Raw genomic sequence first — 18,593 nt, 5'->3', positions numbered from 1 at the left:
TCATAACAGACGAGAAAGTGATCTCGGCTCTAGCTGGAGATCAAGCTCTGCGTCAGCGGATGCGCCGGATCGGTAAGGCCGTCGACAATGTCGTAGTGATGCCGGTCGGGCTCGACCACGGTGCTGGTGGTGGCGCCGAGGCCGGTCCAGATGTTGGCAAGCAACGCATTCTGGCGCAGGAACTCGGCGCGCTCACCGCCGCCGGCCCAGCAGGTGATGCGGGCGCCATCCATCGGGCGCAGCAGGGCTGGGCTTTCAGCCAGCGCCTCCTCTTCGTCGATTGCCAGGTCCTTGTTCATGCCGGTGCGCATGAGCGGACGCAAATCGTGTAGACCTGAAATCGAAACGACATGGCGTATGCGCCGCGCCACATCCGGCGCCAAAGGCGTGGTTGTCGTCACCATCCGGGTGGCGAGATGGCCGCCGGCCGAATGTCCGGTCAGCATCAGCGGTCCGTCAACCATTGCCGCTGCCTTGCCAATCGCCGCCCCGACCTCCCGGACGATGCCTGCGATGCGTATGTCCGGGCACAGCGTGTAGGAGGGCATCGCAACGGCGAAGCCGCTGCCGACCGCGCCATTGGCGAGATGCGACCACAAGCTCTTGTCGGTCTCCAGCCAGTAACCGCCATGGATAATCACCACCAGTCCTTTGGGCGCGGCCTTGGGAAGGAAAAGATCGAGCCCATTGCGCGGCCCGTCGCCATAGGCGATGTCGAGCCGTGCCCGGCTCTCTGCCGAGAGCGCATCACGGAATGCTGCCGCTGGCTCGGCCCAGGCGGCTGGCCAACGGTCGCTGCCGGCAATGTTCGCGCCGTTGGCATAGGCATCATCCCAATCGACGATGTGACGTTCGAACATCTGCGCCCTCCCCGAAAACGGCATCGCTGTTGCGCTAGCAATGGCCAGCGCCACGCCATGCGTCAATGCTCCAGGGCAAAAACATTTTAGGCTTGAAACAAATTTCGACTGGTGCGATCCTGCCCGCACGAACAGCCGACAATGGGAGGTCTGCTGTGCTGCCCTCACCTGCAGATGTTCACCCTTTCGGCGCGCATCTCCGAGCAGGCGTGATGGGCAGCACGAAGCCTCCTCAGAGCAGGACCTTAGGATCCACCACATCCAGCCAAGGCGCATTGCGCACTGGCCAGGCAGCAGACGGGAGAGCGGCGACATGCTTGGGCCTTCAGCGCATATCGACACGTTCACGCGCGATCACCTGCCGCCGCCGGAGCAATGGCCCGATATACTGCTCGACGGCTTCGACTATCCCGAACGCCTCAACGCCGGTGTCGAACTTACCGACCGGCTGGTCGAGAAGGGCCTCGGCGACCGCACAGCCCTGATCGGCAATGGCCGCCGCCGCACCTACAAGGAACTGTCGGACTGGACGAACAGGCTCGCCCACGCGCTGGTCGGGAATTATGGCGTCGAGCCCGGCAACCGGGTGCTGATCCGCTCGGCCAACAACCCCGCCATGGTCGCCTGCTGGCTGGCTGCCACCAAGGTCGGCGCCGTGGTCGTCAACACTATGCCTATGCTGCGCGCCGGCGAACTGGCCAAGATCGTCGACAAGGCGGAAATCACCGTCGCGCTCTGCGACACCAGGCTGATGGACGAGATGACCGCCTGCGCCAAGGACAGCGCCTTCCTCAAACAGGTCATAGGCTTCGACGGCACCGCCAACCATGATGCCGAGCTCGATCGTGCCGCTCTCGACAAGCCGGTGACATTCACCGCCGTCAACACCGGCCGCGACGACGTCGCGCTGCTCGGCTTCACCTCGGGCACGACAGGCGTGCCGAAGGCGACGATGCATTTCCACCGCGACCTCCTGATCATCGCCGACGCCTATGCCCGCGAAATCCTGGAGGTGACGCCGGACGACATCTTCGTCGGCTCGCCGCCGCTGGCCTTCACTTTCGGCCTTGGAGGGCTCGCTATTTTTCCCCTGCGCTTCGGTGCGGCGGCGACGCTGCTGGAGCAGGCGACGCCACCCAACATGATCCACATCATCGAGACCTACAAAGCCACGATCTCCTTCACCGCGCCGACTGCCTACCGCGCCATGCTGAAGGCCATGGATGAAGGTGCCGATTTGTCTTCGCTGCGGGTTGCCGTTTCAGCCGGCGAAACCTTGCCCGCTCCGGTTTTCGAAGAGTGGACGCAAAAGACCGGCAAGCCGATCCTCGACGGCATCGGCGCCACCGAAATGCTGCACATCTTCATCTCCAACCGCTTTGGCGACATGAAGCCCGCGTCGACCGGCAAGCCGGTCGGCGGCTACGAGGCGCGCATCGTCGACGACGAGATGCGCGAAGTACCGCGCGGCGCGACCGGCAGGCTGGCGGTGCGCGGCCCGACCGGCTGCCGCTACATGGCCGATATCAGGCAGAAGGACTACGTGCGCGACGGCTGGAACATCACCGGCGACACCTTCACGCAGGACGAGGACGGCTTCTTCCATTTCGCCGCGCGCTCCGACGATATGATCATCAGCGCCGGCTACAACATTGCCGGCCCCGAGGTCGAGGCCGCACTTCTGTCACATCCCGACGTCGCCGAATGCGCGGTGATCGGCGCCGAGGACGCCGAGCGCGGCCAGATCGTCGAGGCGCATGTCGTGCTGGTGCAGGGCGCGGCGCCTGACGCATTGACCACCAAGCGCCTGCAGGACCATGTCAAGGCGACGATCGCGCCCTACAAATACCCGCGATCGGTGAAATTCATTGCTGCTTTGCCCAAGACCCAGACCGGCAAGATCCAGCGCTTCCGGCTGCGCACGGAGAAAGTCAATTGAGCGAGCCCTACGATCCGGCGTCCGAAGGCGCACAGATGTCGTTCAACGAGCGCATGTCGTACAGCGACTATCTGCACCTGGAGAAAGTGCTGGAGGCGCAGACGCCGCTGTCGTCGGCGCATGACGAGATGCTGTTCATCATCCAGCACCAGACCTCGGAACTGTGGATGAAGCTCGCTTTGCACGAGATTGGCGCCGCGATCCGCTCGATCCGCGCCGACCGGCTCGAGCCGAGCTTCAAGATGCTGTCGCGAGTCGCGCGCATCTTCGAGCAGCTGAACAATGCCTGGGATGTGCTGCGGACGATGACGCCCAGCGAATATACCGAGTTTCGCGACGCGCTCGGCCAGTCCTCGGGTTTTCAGTCCTGGCAGTATCGCGCCATCGAGTTCATGGCCGGCAACCGCAACCTGGCCATGCTCGGCCCTCACAAGCATCGGCCTGACCTCAGCGGAAAGCTGGAAGCCATCCTGGCCGAGCCATCGCTCTACGACGAAGCGCTGCTGCTTTTGGCGCGCCACGGATTCGACATCGGTGCCGATGCCAGGCGCACGGACTGGCGTGAGACGCGAACCGAGAATGAAGAGGTCCTGGTCGCCTGGCAGGCTATCTACCGCGATCCGCAGCGCTACTGGATGTTCTACGAACTGGCCGAGAAGCTGGTCGACTTCGAGGATTATTTCCGCCGCTGGCGCTTCAACCACGTCACCACGGTGGAGCGAATCATCGGTCTGAAGCGCGGCACCGGCGGCACGTCGGGCGCTTCGTATCTGAAGAAAATGCTCGAGGTCGTGCTGTTTCCGGAGCTGTGGACGGTCCGCACCCGGCTCTGACATCATCGAAATGAGAACAGGCTCACTGAAGGGACGCTCTGTGGCGGAAACCCTTCGCGAACAACCGGGGACTGACCATGAGTGGAATTCCTGATCTCGCCGCAGTCGAAGCGATGGATGCCACGGATCCGCTGCGGGCCATGCGCGACCGTTTCATTCTGCCGGAGGGGGTGATCTATCTTGACGGCAATTCACTGGGGGCAGCATCTCATGCCGTTTTCGGCGAGCTGCAGCAGGCGGCGACGCAGGAATGGGCCCGAGATCTTATCCGAGCCTGGAACACGGCCGGATGGTTCGAGATGCCGATCGAACTCGGCGACCAGCTCGGACGCCTGATAGGAGCCGCGGTCGGCCAGACCGTTGTCTGCGACACGACATCGACCAACATCTACAAGGTGCTGCACGCAGCGATGGAGATGCGGCCCGGCCGGTCAGCCATCGTCGCCGAAGGTGACAGTTTTCCCACCGACCTGTACATCGCCGAAGGCGTGGCCTCGACCCGGGATGGCGTCCTGCTGCGCCTCGCGGGCGTCGACGCGCCGACCATCGAAGAGCTGATCGACGAAAACGTGGCGGTGGTGCTGGTCAACCACGTCAATTACAAATCGGGTGAACTGCGCGACATGGCGGCGCTGACGCGCAGGGCTCATACGGCCGGAGCGCTGATCGTCTGGGATCTCTGCCACACCGCCGGCGCCCTGCCCGTCGAGCTCGATCAGGCAAATGCCGATTTCGCTGTCGGCTGCACGTACAAGTACCTCAACGGCGGTCCGGGCGCGCCGGCCTTCATCTATGCCGCGCAGCGCCACCACGGCGATATCAGCCAGCCGCTCAGCGGCTGGTGGGGCCATGCGCGGCCCTTTGCCTTCGAACGGGGTTATGTTGCCGGCACCGGCATCCGCCGTTTTCTGTGCGGTACGCAACCGGTCCTGTCGATGCGGGCGCTCAAAGGCGCGCTTGCCATCTGGAGCGACGTCGACATGGCGGCATTGCGAAAGAAGAGCGTCGCGCAGACAGAACTGTTCATCCAGCTCGTCGAAGCCAAGTGCGGCGCCTACGGTCTCGCGCTGGAGACTACCCGCGACGCGACCAGGCGCGGCAGCCAGGTGTCGTTCCTTCACGTCCACGGCTATCAAATCATGCGGGCGCTGATCGAGCGCGGGGTGATCGGTGACTTCCGCGCACCGTCGACCATCCGTTTCGGCTTCACGCCGCTCTATGTCAGCTACAAGGATGTGTGGCTGGCGGTTGAGGTTCTGGAAGACATTCTGCGCACGGGTGCATGGAAGGACCAGCGTTTCGCCGTCAAGGAAGCCGTTACCTGACGCACCGATCCCGGCGATCCGCCGTCGCTGCCCTCACTGCCTGGCAAATAACGGAGAGCTGAATTTCCAGCCAAAATGCCCAACTGACGTTGGCGTTTTGGCTCCGTTTCGTTCACGGCCAACGAACGTCCCGAAGGTTGCAATCGCCCCTTGTCGAGGTCGATCGACAGATAATGCCAAGCTTTGGTAGAGGATAAGCCACAGGTCATTAACCATAACAATTTCAATGTGAGCAGGCGCATTGCCGAAGGTGGCGCCCGTCGATCGTAACCCGCTGGCAAGCGCCAAATAATTTCAGCAGCCTTAACAAATTCATTAAACTTTAAACGGTTGCAGAACACAACTGGAACAGATAGTGTTTGTTCTGGGTTTGTTTTTCGATTCTGGTTTCAGGGAACCTGGGGGCCGCCATGCTGACACGCAAGCAACATGAACTGCTGATGTTCATCCATGAACGCCTGAAGGAGAGCGGCATTCCGCCATCCTTCGACGAAATGAAGGAGGCGCTCGACCTTGCCTCCAAATCCGGGATTCATCGGCTGATCACGGCCCTTGAGGAGCGCGGCTTTATCCGCCGGCTGCCCAATCGGGCCCGCGCGCTGGAAGTGCTGCGGCTGCCGGACTCGATCGCGCCAGGCCTCAATGCGGCAAAGAAGTTTTCGCCAAGCGTCATCCAGGGCAGTCTTGGTCAGGGTGGTGCTCTTGGCCGGCAGATCAAGCCGGCGCCTTCGCGGATGCCTTCGCCCGGCAATGACGACGATGCGGTCTCTGCCGTTTCGATCCCGGTCATGGGTCGCATCGCCGCCGGCGTGCCGATCGATGCCATCCAGCATCAGACGCATTCGATTTCGGTGCCGCCGGACATGATCATGGGCGGCGCGCACTATGCGCTGGAGGTCAAGGGCGATTCGATGATCGAGGCCGGCATCTTCGACGGCGACACCGTTATCATCCGTAACGCCGACACGGCCAGCCCCGGCGAGATCATCGTGGCGCTGGTCGATGAAGAGGAAGCGACGCTGAAGCGGTTCCGCCGCAAGGGCGCCTCGATTGCCCTCGAAGCCGCCAATCCAGCCTATGAGACACGGATTTTCGGGCCGGACAGGGTCAAGGTGCAAGGCAAGCTCGTCGGCCTGATCCGTCGCTACTGAGACGGCTGTGGGTTGACCACTGGCTTCTCGGGTTTCTTGAAGGGTGCCAGCCCCCTCGCCTCGCGAGAGTATCTGCGTTGCGTGTGCCAGGGCCGATATGGGCTGTCCACCGCGAAGCTGATCGTCGCCGGCGTGGTCGCCGATTGGCGATCGAAGAAGACCGCGGCACTGCCTTTGCGAGCCAGTTGCCGCTTGGTGATGACGAGAACCAGCGGGTTGTGACAGGCGTCATAGGCGGTGGCGTCCTTGACGACGATCAGTTCGGCGAAGCCGCAGGCTTTCCAGGTGTCCTTGCGGTCCTCGACATAGGCAATGATCGCACCGGACATGTGCCTGGCCACGCAAACGCCTGAGGAGCAATAGAACGGCGATCCCGGCGGTAGCTCAACGGCATCCGCGACGTCGAATTGCCCATCGCTGTTGTCGAACACTTCCGGAACGACGATGGTTTCCGATGTCAGCGCGCGTTTCCAGTTGTCGACGGTGAATTCGTTCGGCCGTTGCCGGCTGACGGCAAGCTCACCGCCACCGATCGGCAACGCCACCAGCCGGGCGTCTTCTGAGATCAGCACATCGGGCGTGCGCGTATCCGAGACGGTCAGCAAGCCTGCCAACGCGAATGGCAGAGCCGCGAGCCGCAGCCATGTCGTCGCCATCGTCGCGATGACCAGGGCAATGGCCACCAGCAGGACCGACTGCTGCGAAATCAACCCGACCCCATCGACAGGCGAACGCTCGGAGATCCAGCCCGATATGGCGATCATCATCGTCAGGCCCTTGCCCATCAGGTAGAGAGCTGGCCAATCCAATCCGAAAGGCATCAGCAGCGCGCTGGCGACGGCCAGGAACATGACGACGGTGACGATCGGCATAACCGCGAGATTGGCGAACAGGCTGAGCGGCGACACACGCTGAAAATGCCAGATGGCAAACAGCGTCGTGGCGCTGCCGGCGATGATCGAGGTCATGGCCAGACCGATTGCCGCCAGCAGGAATTTTCGTGTCAGGAACCCGGGCAAGGATCGCTTCGGCGGCGGCGGTCTTGCTTTTCCCGCGCGGTGATCCGCCCAGCCGGCATAAGCGCCGACCAGAGCCGCGGTCGCGGCGAACGACATTTGAAAACTCGGGCCGACCACCTCATGCGGCGACACCACGATGACGGCGATCGCCGAGATCGCCAGATTGCGCATGGTGAGTGCTGCTCGATCGAACAGAACTGCAATCAGCATCACTGCCAGCATGATGAAGCTGCGCTCGGCGGCGACGACGATACCTGAGATGACGAGGTAGGCTGCGATCGAGAACAGTGCGGCGGCAGCGGCATACTTCTTGACCGGGCGACGCGCGGAAAAATCGGGAAACAAGGCGAAGGCGCCGCGCAGCAACCCCATGATGGTGCCGGCGACCAGAGCCATGTGCAGTCCCGAAATGGAGATGATGTGGTAGATGCCGGTACGTCGCATCGCCTCATTGATGTCATCGGGAATGCCGGCGCGCACGCCGACGATCAGCGCCGCGGCGATCTCGCCTTCGGCGCCGCCGACGCTCGCCCTGATATGGTCGGCAATGCCTTCACGGGCATTTTCCACGCTGGAGGAAATTCGGGCCGACAGCGGCATGTCGCCATCATCGCTGACGACAAGCTTGGGGTTGCCGAGAAAGAACCCGCTGCCGCCGATGCCGGCAAAATAGCTGTCGAAGGAGAAATCATAGCTGTCCGGCCGCACCGGCCCGGTCGGCGGCAAAAGCTTGGCATATCCAGTGATGAGGGAGCCTGCGGTCACGTCAGCCGGGATCTTGCGTGCCGAAAGCCGCACCCGTTCCGGCGCATAGCGCAGTTTCGGTCTTGCGGTCGATGTCACGTCGATGGTCAGCCGGATACGGCCAGTTTCCATCCGGTCGAGCGAGACGACGCGGCCGGTCACCTGCGTCGAGATTTCCGAGCCCAACATTTGTGTGCCCGCACGCCACGTCTCGACCTTGGCAGCAAGCAGTCCTAGGGCGCACAAAAGCGCCGCCATGAAACACAGATGGGTCTTTGGCCATGAGCGCGAGACCAGCGCACAGATCCCCGTCAAGATGACAACCGCGACAGGTCTCGCAAAGTCGGGTTCAGCCGTCAGCGAAAAATAGCCGATCGCTCCGATCGCAAGGCAGACCGGTACCAGCAGGAAGGCCACGCCCCGGTCGAGTTCCAGGCTCGCCGCCGTGTTCACGCTGTGGCGCAGGCGAGGCAGTGATATCAGGCCGATCTGCCGGCGCACGCGCACGATCCTGCCGGTTTCGGCAACAGGAACAGAGGCGGCGATACCCGTTTGCAAGGGCAGCTTGCCGTAATCCGGCACGAGGGGCGACGGCGGCGGCAATGAGGCTGGCAGAGGCGCAAACAGGGACCGTTCGCTGACGCCAATGGCAGCGTCCTCGCCCTGATCCGAGCCCCAGCCTCGTCCAGCCATCGGGTCTGCCCCTTGCGCCCTCGACACCCTATGCTACATGAACGCGCAAAGCGCGAAAGTCCGCGCGACCGCACCCCGCTTCAGATGGTTTCCGAGAGTTCCATGTCCGACAAGGTCGTCACCCGTTTTGCCCCCTCGCCCACCGGCTATTTGCACATAGGCGGCGCGCGCACGGCGCTGTTCAACTGGCTGTATGCAAAGCATACCGGCGGCACGATGCTGCTGCGCATCGAGGACACCGATCGCGAACGCTCCAATGAAGCCGCGACGGCTGCTATCCTCGACGGGCTTTCCTGGCTTGGCCTGAGCTGGGACGGCGAGCCGGTGTCGCAGTTCGAGCGTGCGCCGCGCCACCGCGAGGTGGCCGAGGAGCTCGTGCGCATCGGCAAGGCCTATTATTGCTACGCCACGCCAGCCGAACTGGAGGCCATGCGCGAGGCCGCCAGAGCCAAAGGGCTGCCACCCCGCTATGATGGCCGCTGGCGCGACCGCGACCCCTCAGAGGCACCCGCAGGCGCCAAGGGCGCCATCCGCATCAAGGCGCCGACCGAAGGCGAGACCGTCGTCCATGACCGGGTCCAGGGCGACGTGCGCTTTCCCAACAAGGATCTCGACGATTTCATCATCCTGCGTTCTGACGGCAATCCCACTTACATGCATGCCGTCGTCGTCGATGATCATGATATGGGCGTCACCCATATCATTCGCGGCGATGATCATCTGACCAACGCCGCTCGCCAGACCGTGATCTACAACGCCATGGGCTGGAACGTGCCGTCCATGTCGCATATCCCGCTGATCCACGGCGCCGATGGCGCCAAGCTATCGAAGCGGCACGGCGCGCTTGGCGTCGAGGCTTATCGCGCCATGGGCTACCTGCCGGAGGCGCTGCTCAACTACCTGGCGCGTCTCGGCTGGAGCCATGGCGACGACGAGATCATGTCGATCAAGGACATGATTTCCTGGTTCGACATCGGCGACGTCAACAAGGGCGCGGCGCGCTTCGACTTCGCCAAGCTGGAGGCAATCAACGGCGCGCATATGCGCCGCATGAGCGATGCCGAACTGTTCGACATCTTCATCGCCACCCTGCCCTACCTCGAAGGTGGCCCGGCGATCGCCGCACGCCTGAACGACAGCACCAAGGCGCAGTTGCTGGCAGCGCTTCCGGGCCTGAAGGAGCGCGCCAAGACGCTGGTGGAGCTCGTCGACGGCGCGGCTTTCCTGTTTGCCACCCGACCGCTGCCGATCGACGACAAGGCGGCCCTTCTGCTCACCGATGACGCCCGCAAGATCCTGCGCAGTGCTCACGAAGCTTTGAACGGGCTTGCGGATGACTGGACAGCCGCCTCGGCGGAGGCGGCGATCCGCGAGGTGGCGGCGGCCGGCAGCCACAAGCTCGGCGCAGTGGCCCAGCCTTTGCGCGCCGCTTTGACCGGCAAAAGCACCTCGCCGGGCGTGTTCGATGTGCTCGCCGTGCTCGGCCGCGAGGAAAGCCTGGCGCGCATCTCAGATCAAATCGATTAGGAGCAAACTGGCCCAAGAAGATTGGCATTGAAAGGCGGGTTTCGCAGTGCAACATTAGGCCTTGGCCCAATCTGGCACGCACCTCCTGAAATGCGGTGGCGAATACGCGCATTGCGGTGATTTTCGACGTGTCGCTCTGCGAAATTTGCCTTTGCCGGCATGAGGAAACAAGAAGGAGTTTGCAATGACCGAAGCTGCGAAAAAACTGGATTTGGGCAAGACCCAAGAGGCCACCGCAACGCTTGAATTCGCCGGCAAGACCCATGAATTCAAGGTGCGAAGCGGTTCGGTCGGGCCTAATGTGATCGACATCGCCTCGCTCTACTCAACCACCGGCGCTTTCACCTACGATCCCGGCTTCACCTCGACGGCAAGCTGCGAGTCCGAAATCACCTTCATCGACGGCGACGCCGGCATCCTGTTGCACCGCGGCTATCCGATCGACCAGTTGGCCGAACATGGCGACTTCCTCGAGGTCTGCTATCTCCTGCTCTACGGTGAATTGCCGACCAAGGCGCAGAAGGACGATTTCGATTACCGCGTGACGCGCCACACCATGGTGCATGAGCAGATGTCGCGCTTTTTCACCGGCTTCCGCCGCGACGCGCATCCGATGGCGGTGATGTGCGGCGTGGTCGGCGCGCTGTCGGCCTTCTATCACGACTCCACCGACATTTCCGACCCCTACCAGCGCATGGTTGCCTCCATGCGGCTGATCGCCAAGATGCCGACGATCGCGGCGATGGCCTACAAATACCACATCGGCCAGCCCTTCATTTACCCGAAGAACGAGCTGAACTTTGCCGCCAACTTCCTGCATATGTGCTTTGCCGTGCCTTGCGAGGAATACAAGATCAACCCGGTGCTGGCGCGCGCCATGGAACGCATCTTCATCCTGCACGCCGACCACGAGCAGAATGCCTCGACCTCGACCGTTCGCCTCGCCGGCTCGTCGGGCGCCAACCCGTTTGCGTGCATCGCCGCCGGCATAGCCTGCCTGTGGGGACCCGCGCATGGCGGCGCCAATGAAGCGGCGCTCAACATGCTTGGCGAGATCGGCCATGTCGATCACATCCCCGAATTCATCGCCCGCGCCAAGGACAAGGACGACCCGTTCCGCTTGATGGGGTTCGGCCACCGCGTCTACAAGAACTACGATCCGCGCGCCAAGATCATGCAGAAGACGGCACATGAGGTTCTGGGCGAGCTCGGCATCAAGGACGATCCGCTGCTCGACATCGCCATGGAGCTGGAAAAGATCGCGCTGACCGATTCCTATTTCATCGAGAAGAAGCTCTACCCGAATGTCGACTTCTATTCCGGCATTACGCTGAAGGCGCTGGGCTTCCCCACCACCATGTTCACCGTGCTGTTCGCGGTCGCCCGCACCGTCGGCTGGATCGCCCAGTGGAAAGAGATGATCGAGGATCCGCGCCAGAAGATCGGCCGCCCGCGCCAGCTCTATACCGGTGCACCGGAGCGGGATTACGTGCCGATCGCAAAGCGGTGAATTAGGAAATAGTGAGTAGTGAGTAGTGAAGTCGACCATTTCTACTGATTACTGACTACTCACTCTCTTGACATACCGCATCACCACCTGCGCGGCGATCTCGCCGGACGGTCTGCCCGTAGCCATGCGCCGCCTGATCTCTGCAAATCCATCCTTCTGCCAGGCACGCATGCCGCTGTCGGCGAACAGTGCCTCCAATTGCCGGGCAAGATTGTTCGGCTTGATATAGCCGTCGTAGAATTCGGGAATAAGCGCTCGATCCGATATCAGATTGGGCAGCAGCGCCGACCAGACGGAAACGAGGTACGGCGCCAAGATGCGCGCGACCGGGTCGAGCCTGTAGCAGGAAATCATCGGCACGCCGGCCAGCGCCAGTTCCAGCGATACCGTCCCGGACGCGATCAGCGCCGCATCGGCCCTGCCGAAAGCCTGCCATTTGCGCTGGGGCTCGACGATGATCTCAGGCTTTTCATCCCAGCGGTTGACGGAAGATTTGACGAGGTCGGCGACATGCGGGACGGTCGGCAGCAGCAGCCGCAGGCGGTGGCCGCGCGCGCGCAGGATTGACACCGTCTCGCCGAACGGGTCGAGCAGCCGCCGTACCTCGCCACGCCGCGAACCGGGCAGGACGAGCAGGGTTTTGACACGATCAGGAGAAAGGTCGCGTGGCAGCTCCTGCGCCTTGGCTGCAGCAAGCAAGCCCGCATCGTGCGTCAGGCGATGCCCAACATAGGTGCCCGGTGGCCCGCCGAGCCGCTCCAACTCCTTAACCTCGAAAGGCAGGATGCAGAGGATGTGGTCGACATAGGGCTTCATCGCGACCGCCCTGCCCGGCCGCCACGCCCACACGCTCGGGCAGACATAGTGGATGATCGGAATCGACGGGTTGGCCGCACGCACCTTTTTGGCGACGCGCAACGAAAAGTCCGGACTGTCAATGGTGACGAGGCAATCCGGATTTTCGTCGGCAACGGTCTTGGCCAGTTGGCTGATCCGCCGCATCAGGCGCGGAAGGTCGCGCAGGACGGCACTGAACCCCATGAGGGCGATCTCACCGGCATCGAATGGCGAGACCAGTCCCAGCGTCTGCAAATGACGGCCGCCGAGGCCGACGAGTTGCACCTCGCGCCCGGCCGCCTGCCTGAGCGAGCGTACTATGTCGGCGCCGAGCAGGTCGCCGGACTCCTCGCCGGCAACAATCGCGATCTTCAATGCCCTGTCAGCCACTGTGCGGCTCCGTCGTGGCAGGCAGGCCAATGACGAACAGGCCGAGTGCGTTGGCGCGCGCGATGGTTTCAGGACCTTCGAGAACCAGCGAACGTCCCGCCTCGACGGCAATCCCGGCAAGCTCGGCTGCATGCGCTGCTTCGACCGTCTGCAGGCCGATGGACGGAAGATCCGCTCGCAGTTCCTGGCCAGGCTTGGCGCACTTGACCAGGACGCCGCGGGTCTTGCCCGCAATACGGCCGTGGCCGCGTAAAAGCTTTGCCCGCTCAAGCAATCCGGCTGTTCCTTCGATGCCTTCCAGCGCAATGGTCCGGCCACCGATGGCGATCGCGGCCTGGCCGATGTCCAGCGCCCCGATGGCCTTTGCTGCGTCAAGGCCTGCCTCGATGTCACGCCAGTCCGACTTTTGTGGCGCGGCGTTGGTCAGGACGCCTTCGGCGGCGACAAGGCTCGGCACGACTTCATGGGCGCCGACAACTTTTATTCCACGGGCTTCGAGGCCCCTCGCCAAGACCTTCAGCAGGCCATCGTCGCCGCGCGCGAGCGCCATGACGACCAGCGGAATTACCGCGAGCAGGCTGAGACTGGGGCGCAGCGCAAGCAATCGCGGCCGGCGCTTGATCTCGCCTGCAAGCACCAGATGGGTGATCCGGTGCCGCCGTAGCAATGGGACCAGCGAGCCTATACCTTCCAGAGCGAGGCTTTCATGATCGTATCGGGAGAGCTCCGCGATGCGGTCGACCTCGCCTTCCATCAGGATGACGAAGGGCGGATAGCCTTGTTCAGCCGAACCGGCCGCGACTTCGACCGGCAGACTGCCGCCGCCGGCAATGATGCCGACCCTGGAGCCCGGCGGAAGATCAAGACGCGCTGCCGCTGTCTCAGTCTTCGTCATCGACATCGTCGCCATCGCCGCCCTTGAGCGACGGCACAGCATAGTGCCGCTTGCCGCGACTGGTGATGAAATCGATGATCTTCATGGCGGTCGGCGACGACGCGAACTCCGCCTTGGCGAACTCGATGTTCTCGCCAACAGTGCGGGAACGATCGAAGATCATCCTGTAAGCTTTGCGCAGCACAAGGATTTCGGACCTCGGCAGGCCGGAGCGCTTGAGCCCGATGATGTTGAGACCGCGCAAACTGGCGCGGTTGCCGACCGCTATGGCGAAGGGGATGACATCGCCGACGATCGCGGAGCAGCCGCCCAGAAAGGCGTTGTCGCCGATGCGGACAAACTGATGCACTGCGGTCAGGCCGCCGATATAGACGTTGTTACCGACCTCGCAGTGGCCGCCCAGCGTTGCGCCATTGGCGAACGTCGCATTGTTGCCGACGACGCAATCATGGGCGATATGGGCGTAGGCGAGGAAATTGCCGTTGTCGCCAACCGTCGTCTCACCGCGGCTGGAATCGGTACCGAGATGCATGGTCACGCCTTCGCGGATCGTGCAGTTCCTGCCGATGACCAGGGTGGTTCGGCCGCCCTTGTGCTTTGTGTTCTGCGGCGGCGCGCCCAATGTCGCCATCGGGTAGACCTTGGTCGAGGCGCCGATCGACGTCGCGCCCATCACCGAGACATGACTGACCAGTTCGACGTCGTCGCCGATCACCACATCGGCGCCGACATGGCAGAACGGCCCGATGCGCACACCTTGGCCGATTTTGGCGCCTTCCTCGACAATGGAGGAAGCATGGATGGATGTCTTGATTTTCATAAGCACTCGATCGTCAGTCGCTGGTGACCATCATGGCTGAAATCTCGGCCTCGGCCGCCTTGGCGCCGTCGACCATGGCTTCACAAGCGAATTTGAGCAGGTTGCCGCGTTTCTTGATTTTCTTGACATAGATCTTCAACTGGTCGCCGGGAACCACCGGTTTGCGGAATTTGGCGTTGTCGATGGTCAGGAAATAGACCAGCGACGGCTTTTCGGTACCCAGGCTGCGGATACAGATGGCGCCGGCCGTCTGCGCCATCGCCTCAACGATGAGCACACCCGGCATGACCGGCTGCTCAGGGAAATGGCCCTGAAAATGCGGCTCGTTTATGGTCACGTTCTTGATGCCGATGGCGGATTCGTCGCCATCGATGTCGACGATACGATCGATCATCAGGAACGGATAGCGGTGCGGCAGGAGCTTCATCAGCCCCATGATGTCGACCGCTTCCAGCGTCGTCGACGCGATCATGTCAGCCATTGCCTCCCTCGCCCTGTTTGCGGGTCCTGGCGAGCTTGCGCAGCATGGCTATCTCCCGCATGGCTTCCGCCATCGGCTGTGCCGGATAGCCGCCCCAGATCTCGCCTGCAGGGACATTGCTCATAAATCCACTTCTGGCGGCAAGCTTGGCCCCTGTCCCTATGGTCAGGTGATCCGCAAGCCCCACGCCGCCGCCCATGGTGACATTGTCACCCACGACCACAGAACCCGAAATACCCGAAAGCCCGGCTATTATGCAATTGCGGCCGATGCGGACGTTATGGGCGATCTGCACGAGATTGTCGATCTTGGTGCCTTGGCCGATGATCGTATCGGACATGGCGCCGCGATCGACGGTGGTGTTGGAGCCGATCTCGACGTCGTCCTGGATAACGACACGACCGATCTGCGGCACGCGTTCGGGACCCTTGGCCCCGCCGACGAAGCCAAAACCATCCTGGCCTATCCTGGCGCCGCCATGAATGATGACGCGATTGCCGATCAAGGCATACTGGATGCTGGCGCCCGGACCGACATAGCCGTCGCGGCCGATCTGGCAGGATTGTCCGATGACCGCATTCGGGGCGATGACAGTACCGCTGCCGATCGAAGCGCCTGGCCCGATAACCGCGCCGGCCTCGATGACGGCACCGGCTTCGACATGCGCGGTCGCATCGACATGAGCGTGCGGCGAGACGCCGGTTTCACTGGTCATCGGCCCTGGTGTCGCCGCCCTCGGAAACAGCAGACGCCCGATCAGCGCAAAGGCCTGTTGCGGGCGCGGATGAATGAGAACGGCAACGCTTGCCGGCGCCTTGCCGGCAAATTCCGCCGGGCACAGGACCGCGGCAGCCCGCAGCGACGGCATCAGCGCGGAATTACGCTTGCCGTCGACAAAGACGAGCGCATTCTCGCCGCCCTCGCTGGCCGGCGCGAGTGCTTCGATCGAAATATTGGAGTGGCCGGAATCGACAAGCACCGAGCCGGTCAGATTCGCGACTTCGCCCGCCGTATACCGGCGTGATGGCGCGAAGAACACCGGATCGGTCATTCCAGAAGCTATATCCAGCTAGGTCGGAACATTTCTCCCGGACCCTGAAGACCCGGGAGCATCGTTGGCCGCCGATCAGAAGCGGGTCGATATGCCGAAGTTGAATTCCTGCACGTCGTCGCGCGCTTCCTTCTTGACCGGGATCGCATAGTCGATACGGATCGGACCGAACGGCGACGCCCACATCAGACCAACGCCGACAGAGGCACGCAGCTGCATGTCCGTTGACTCCTGAGCAACGCTCGTAACCTTGCTGCCATAGAGAGTCGCCGCGTCAGCAAACACAGCACCGCGAAGGCCGAAGCTTTCCGGAACGACTGGCAGCGGGAACTGGGCTTCAGCAGAGGCATTGAAGTAGGTCGTGCCGCCGAGATGGTCACCCGTGAGAGGATCCACAGGCCCGATACCGCCATAGGCGAAACCACGGATCATGCGGTCCGTGCTCTGGAACTGATCGAAGATACGCAGGCCGTCACTGCCATAACCCTCGACATGACCGGCGCCGCCCGAAACAAGGCCGACAAGATCAAGCGACTCGGACAACGTCTGATAGACGCTGCCGCGCCCCGTGACCTTCACGAACTTGGCATCACCACCGAGGCCCGCGACCTCTACCGTCGTGGTGGCGTAGATGCCCTCGTGCGGGTTCTTCATGTCATCGATGGTATTATAGACCAGTCCCAGGCTGACCGACGATTTGATCCAGGGGCTTTGTTCGATGCCATCAAGGATTGCGGTTGAGATATCGCAGGTACCGCTGGGATCTGAATCGGTGGGATTGCAGCCGTCGTCAACTTTATATTTTTCCTGCGAGATGTTGTACGCCAACTGGGTCGAGATGCTGTCGGTGATCGGCAGGCCGAAACGGATCGTCGCGCCCGTGGTATCGCTGTCATAGTTGTTGTTGTATTCCCGCGTCGACTTGAAGATGTCGAAACCGGCGGCGATGCGCCGTCCGAGGAAATAAGGCTCGGTGAAGGACAGGCTGTAGTCGCGTGAATTCTTGCCGCCGCCCGCAGACAGCTTGATGAACTGACCGCGGCCGAGGAAGTTGCGCTCGGTCACCGAGCCTTCGACCGACGGACCGGCCGTGTCGCCACCGGTCGAATAACCAGCGCCCACCGAGAACTCACCGGTCGATTTCTCGACCACATCGACCACCAGAACGACCTGGTCGGGCTGAGAGCCCGGCACGGTCGAGATGTCGACTTTCTCAAAATAATTCAGGTTTTCCAGGCGCTTTTTCGCACGCTGGATGAGCACCTGGTTGAAGGCGTCGCCTTCGCTGACGTCGAACTCACGGCGAATGACATAGTCACGCGTGCGATCGTTGCCGCGGATCTCGATGCGCTCGATATAGGCCTTGGTGCCCTGGTCGATCGTATAGACCACCGAAATGGTGTGGTTCTCGAAATTGCGGTCGCCGCGCGGCGTGACCTGCGCGAAGGCATAGCCGGAACCGGCCACCTTCTCGGTCAGCGCGATGATGGAATCCTCGACGTTCTTGGCGTTGTAGACGTCACCCTTGTGGGTCTCGATCACCGATTCCAGCGACTTGCCGTCGACTTCAGGGATCGTGCTCTCGACGCTGACATCGCCGAACGTGTAGCGGTCGCCTTCCTGGACGGTGATGGTGACCGTGTACTTGTTCGTCGCGCTGTCGAGCTCGCCGACAGCGGACACGACCTGGAAGTCGGCATAGCCGTGATTGTAGTAGAAGCGGCGCAGCAGCTCCTGGTCCGCGCGCAGCTTGTCATCGTCGTAGACGTCGTCGCGCAGGATGAAGGAAACCCAGGACGAACGCTTGGTGTTGATGATATCCGACAGGCGGCGGCTGGAATAGGCGCTGTTGCCGACGAAATTGATCGCCGCGATCTGCGTGCGATCGCCTTCGGCAATGTTGAAGACCACATTCACGCGATTGTCGCCAAGCTGCATGACCTGCGTGGTCACGGTCACGTCGTCGCGACCAATGCGCTTGTAGGCAGCCTTGACCGATTCCACGTCGGCATCGAGCGTCGCCTGCGAGAACGTTCCGCGCGGCTTCAGCTGCACCGCCGCCGCGAGCGCATTGTCCTTGAGCTTCTTGTTGTTCTGGAACAGCACCTGGTTGACAACCTGGTACTCGGCAACCTTGACAACCAGCGTCGGGCCGACCTGGTTAATCTGCACGTCCGAAAACAGCCCGGTGCCAAACAGTGCCTTGACCGCACCGTCGATATCGGAACTGGAGAAAGCCTTGCCCGGCTTGATGGTGATGTAATTACGGATGGTCTCAGCGTCGATACGCTGGTTGCCGCTTACTTCGACTCTGCTGACGACAGCGGCTTCAGCCGCCGATGTGGCAACGAACTGCACTGCGAGCGCGCCTGGCACGACCATGGCCGCGGACAGGGTCACCGCGGACGCGGCGCTTAGAAACTTGGATGCTGCCTTCATCGGGCTTAATAACCTTTTCTCGTAGTCCCCACGGCGAGAAAACCGGACGTGCGGTAATTTCCCCTACCGTATTAACCGG

General features: G+C 62.3%; 14 protein-coding genes. 6 read left to right on the top strand and 8 right to left on the bottom strand.

Annotation, left to right across the window (positions count from 1 at the left end; genetic code table 11):
- Window positions 1-29: 29 nt before the first annotated feature.
- Window positions 30-860, bottom strand: a complete 831-nt coding sequence (locus tag A4R29_RS13625; RefSeq protein ID WP_024503339.1) for an alpha/beta hydrolase — start codon at window positions 858-860, stop codon at window positions 30-32.
- A 313-nt stretch (window positions 861-1,173) separates the two neighbouring features.
- Here A4R29_RS13625 and A4R29_RS13620 point away from each other — a divergent pair, with 313 nt between their 5' ends.
- The 4 genes from A4R29_RS13620 (at window position 1,174) to lexA (ending at window position 6,108) form a co-directional block, all read left to right on the top strand.
- Window positions 1,174-2,799 (top strand): AMP-binding protein, encoded by a 1,626-nt coding sequence (locus A4R29_RS13620; protein WP_063172115.1) that lies wholly within the window; start codon window positions 1,174-1,176, stop codon window positions 2,797-2,799.
- The gene (gene kynA / locus A4R29_RS13615) at window positions 2,796-3,632 is read left to right on the top strand and encodes a tryptophan 2,3-dioxygenase (RefSeq protein ID WP_082827393.1); all 837 of its coding nucleotides are present in this window, start codon (window positions 2,796-2,798) and stop codon (window positions 3,630-3,632) included. Before A4R29_RS13620 ends, kynA begins: the two co-directional genes overlap by 4 nt.
- A gap of 77 nt (window positions 3,633-3,709) precedes the next feature.
- A complete protein-coding gene (gene kynU, locus A4R29_RS13610; RefSeq protein WP_063172114.1) occupies window positions 3,710-4,957 on the top strand; it encodes a kynureninase in 1,248 nt (415 codons plus the stop codon).
- Window positions 4,958-5,367: 410 nt separating this feature from the next.
- Window positions 5,368-6,108 (top strand): transcriptional repressor LexA, encoded by a 741-nt coding sequence (gene lexA, locus A4R29_RS13605; protein ID WP_013531746.1) that lies wholly within the window; start codon window positions 5,368-5,370, stop codon window positions 6,106-6,108.
- Here the strand turns inward: lexA and A4R29_RS13600 are convergent.
- Window positions 6,102-8,564 (bottom strand): ComEC/Rec2 family competence protein, encoded by a 2,463-nt coding sequence (locus tag A4R29_RS13600; protein ID WP_063172113.1) that lies wholly within the window; start codon window positions 8,562-8,564, stop codon window positions 6,102-6,104. The two genes, lexA and A4R29_RS13600, sit on opposite strands and share 7 nt — an antisense overlap.
- A 102-nt stretch (window positions 8,565-8,666) precedes the next feature.
- On the opposite strand from A4R29_RS13600, the gene gltX reads away from it, so the two are divergent.
- Together gltX and gltA are read left to right on the top strand one after the other, a co-directional pair.
- Window positions 8,667-10,091, top strand: a complete 1,425-nt coding sequence (gene gltX / locus A4R29_RS13595) for a glutamate--tRNA ligase (RefSeq protein WP_063173675.1) — start codon at window positions 8,667-8,669, stop codon at window positions 10,089-10,091.
- A gap of 184 nt (window positions 10,092-10,275) precedes the next feature.
- The gene (gltA, locus tag A4R29_RS13590) at window positions 10,276-11,601 is read left to right on the top strand and encodes a citrate synthase (protein ID WP_063172112.1); all 1,326 of its coding nucleotides are present in this window, start codon (window positions 10,276-10,278) and stop codon (window positions 11,599-11,601) included.
- Between the two features lie 48 nt (window positions 11,602-11,649).
- On the opposite strand, the gene lpxB is transcribed toward gltA, so the two are convergent.
- From lpxB to bamA, 6 genes are all read right to left on the bottom strand, one after another.
- Window positions 11,650-12,828: a lipid-A-disaccharide synthase gene (gene lpxB / locus A4R29_RS13585; RefSeq protein ID WP_063172111.1), complete on the bottom strand. Its 1,179-nt coding sequence runs from the start codon at window positions 12,826-12,828 to the stop codon at window positions 11,650-11,652.
- A complete protein-coding gene (locus A4R29_RS13580; RefSeq protein ID WP_013531751.1) occupies window positions 12,821-13,738 on the bottom strand; it encodes an LpxI family protein in 918 nt (305 codons plus the stop codon). Before A4R29_RS13580 ends, lpxB begins: the two co-directional genes overlap by 8 nt.
- The gene (gene lpxA / locus A4R29_RS13575; RefSeq protein ID WP_013531752.1) at window positions 13,710-14,543 is read right to left on the bottom strand and encodes an acyl-ACP--UDP-N-acetylglucosamine O-acyltransferase; all 834 of its coding nucleotides are present in this window, start codon (window positions 14,541-14,543) and stop codon (window positions 13,710-13,712) included. The genes A4R29_RS13580 and lpxA overlap by 29 nt, the downstream gene beginning before the upstream one ends.
- Before the next feature lie 13 nt (window positions 14,544-14,556).
- A complete protein-coding gene (gene fabZ, locus A4R29_RS13570; RefSeq protein WP_013531753.1) occupies window positions 14,557-15,024 on the bottom strand; it encodes a 3-hydroxyacyl-ACP dehydratase FabZ in 468 nt (155 codons plus the stop codon).
- Window positions 15,017-16,075, bottom strand: a complete 1,059-nt coding sequence (gene lpxD, locus A4R29_RS13565) for a UDP-3-O-(3-hydroxymyristoyl)glucosamine N-acyltransferase (RefSeq protein WP_013531754.1) — start codon at window positions 16,073-16,075, stop codon at window positions 15,017-15,019. The genes fabZ and lpxD overlap by 8 nt, the downstream gene beginning before the upstream one ends.
- Window positions 16,076-16,150: 75 nt before the next feature.
- A complete protein-coding gene (bamA, locus tag A4R29_RS13560) occupies window positions 16,151-18,514 on the bottom strand; it encodes an outer membrane protein assembly factor BamA (protein WP_063172110.1) in 2,364 nt (787 codons plus the stop codon).
- Window positions 18,515-18,593 lie beyond the last annotated feature (79 nt).

This window comes from Mesorhizobium ciceri biovar biserrulae (assembly GCF_001618845.1).
Classification (GTDB): Bacteria; Pseudomonadota; Alphaproteobacteria; order Rhizobiales; family Rhizobiaceae; genus Mesorhizobium; species Mesorhizobium ciceri.
This window is presented reverse-complemented; position numbering and strand designations above follow the sequence as displayed.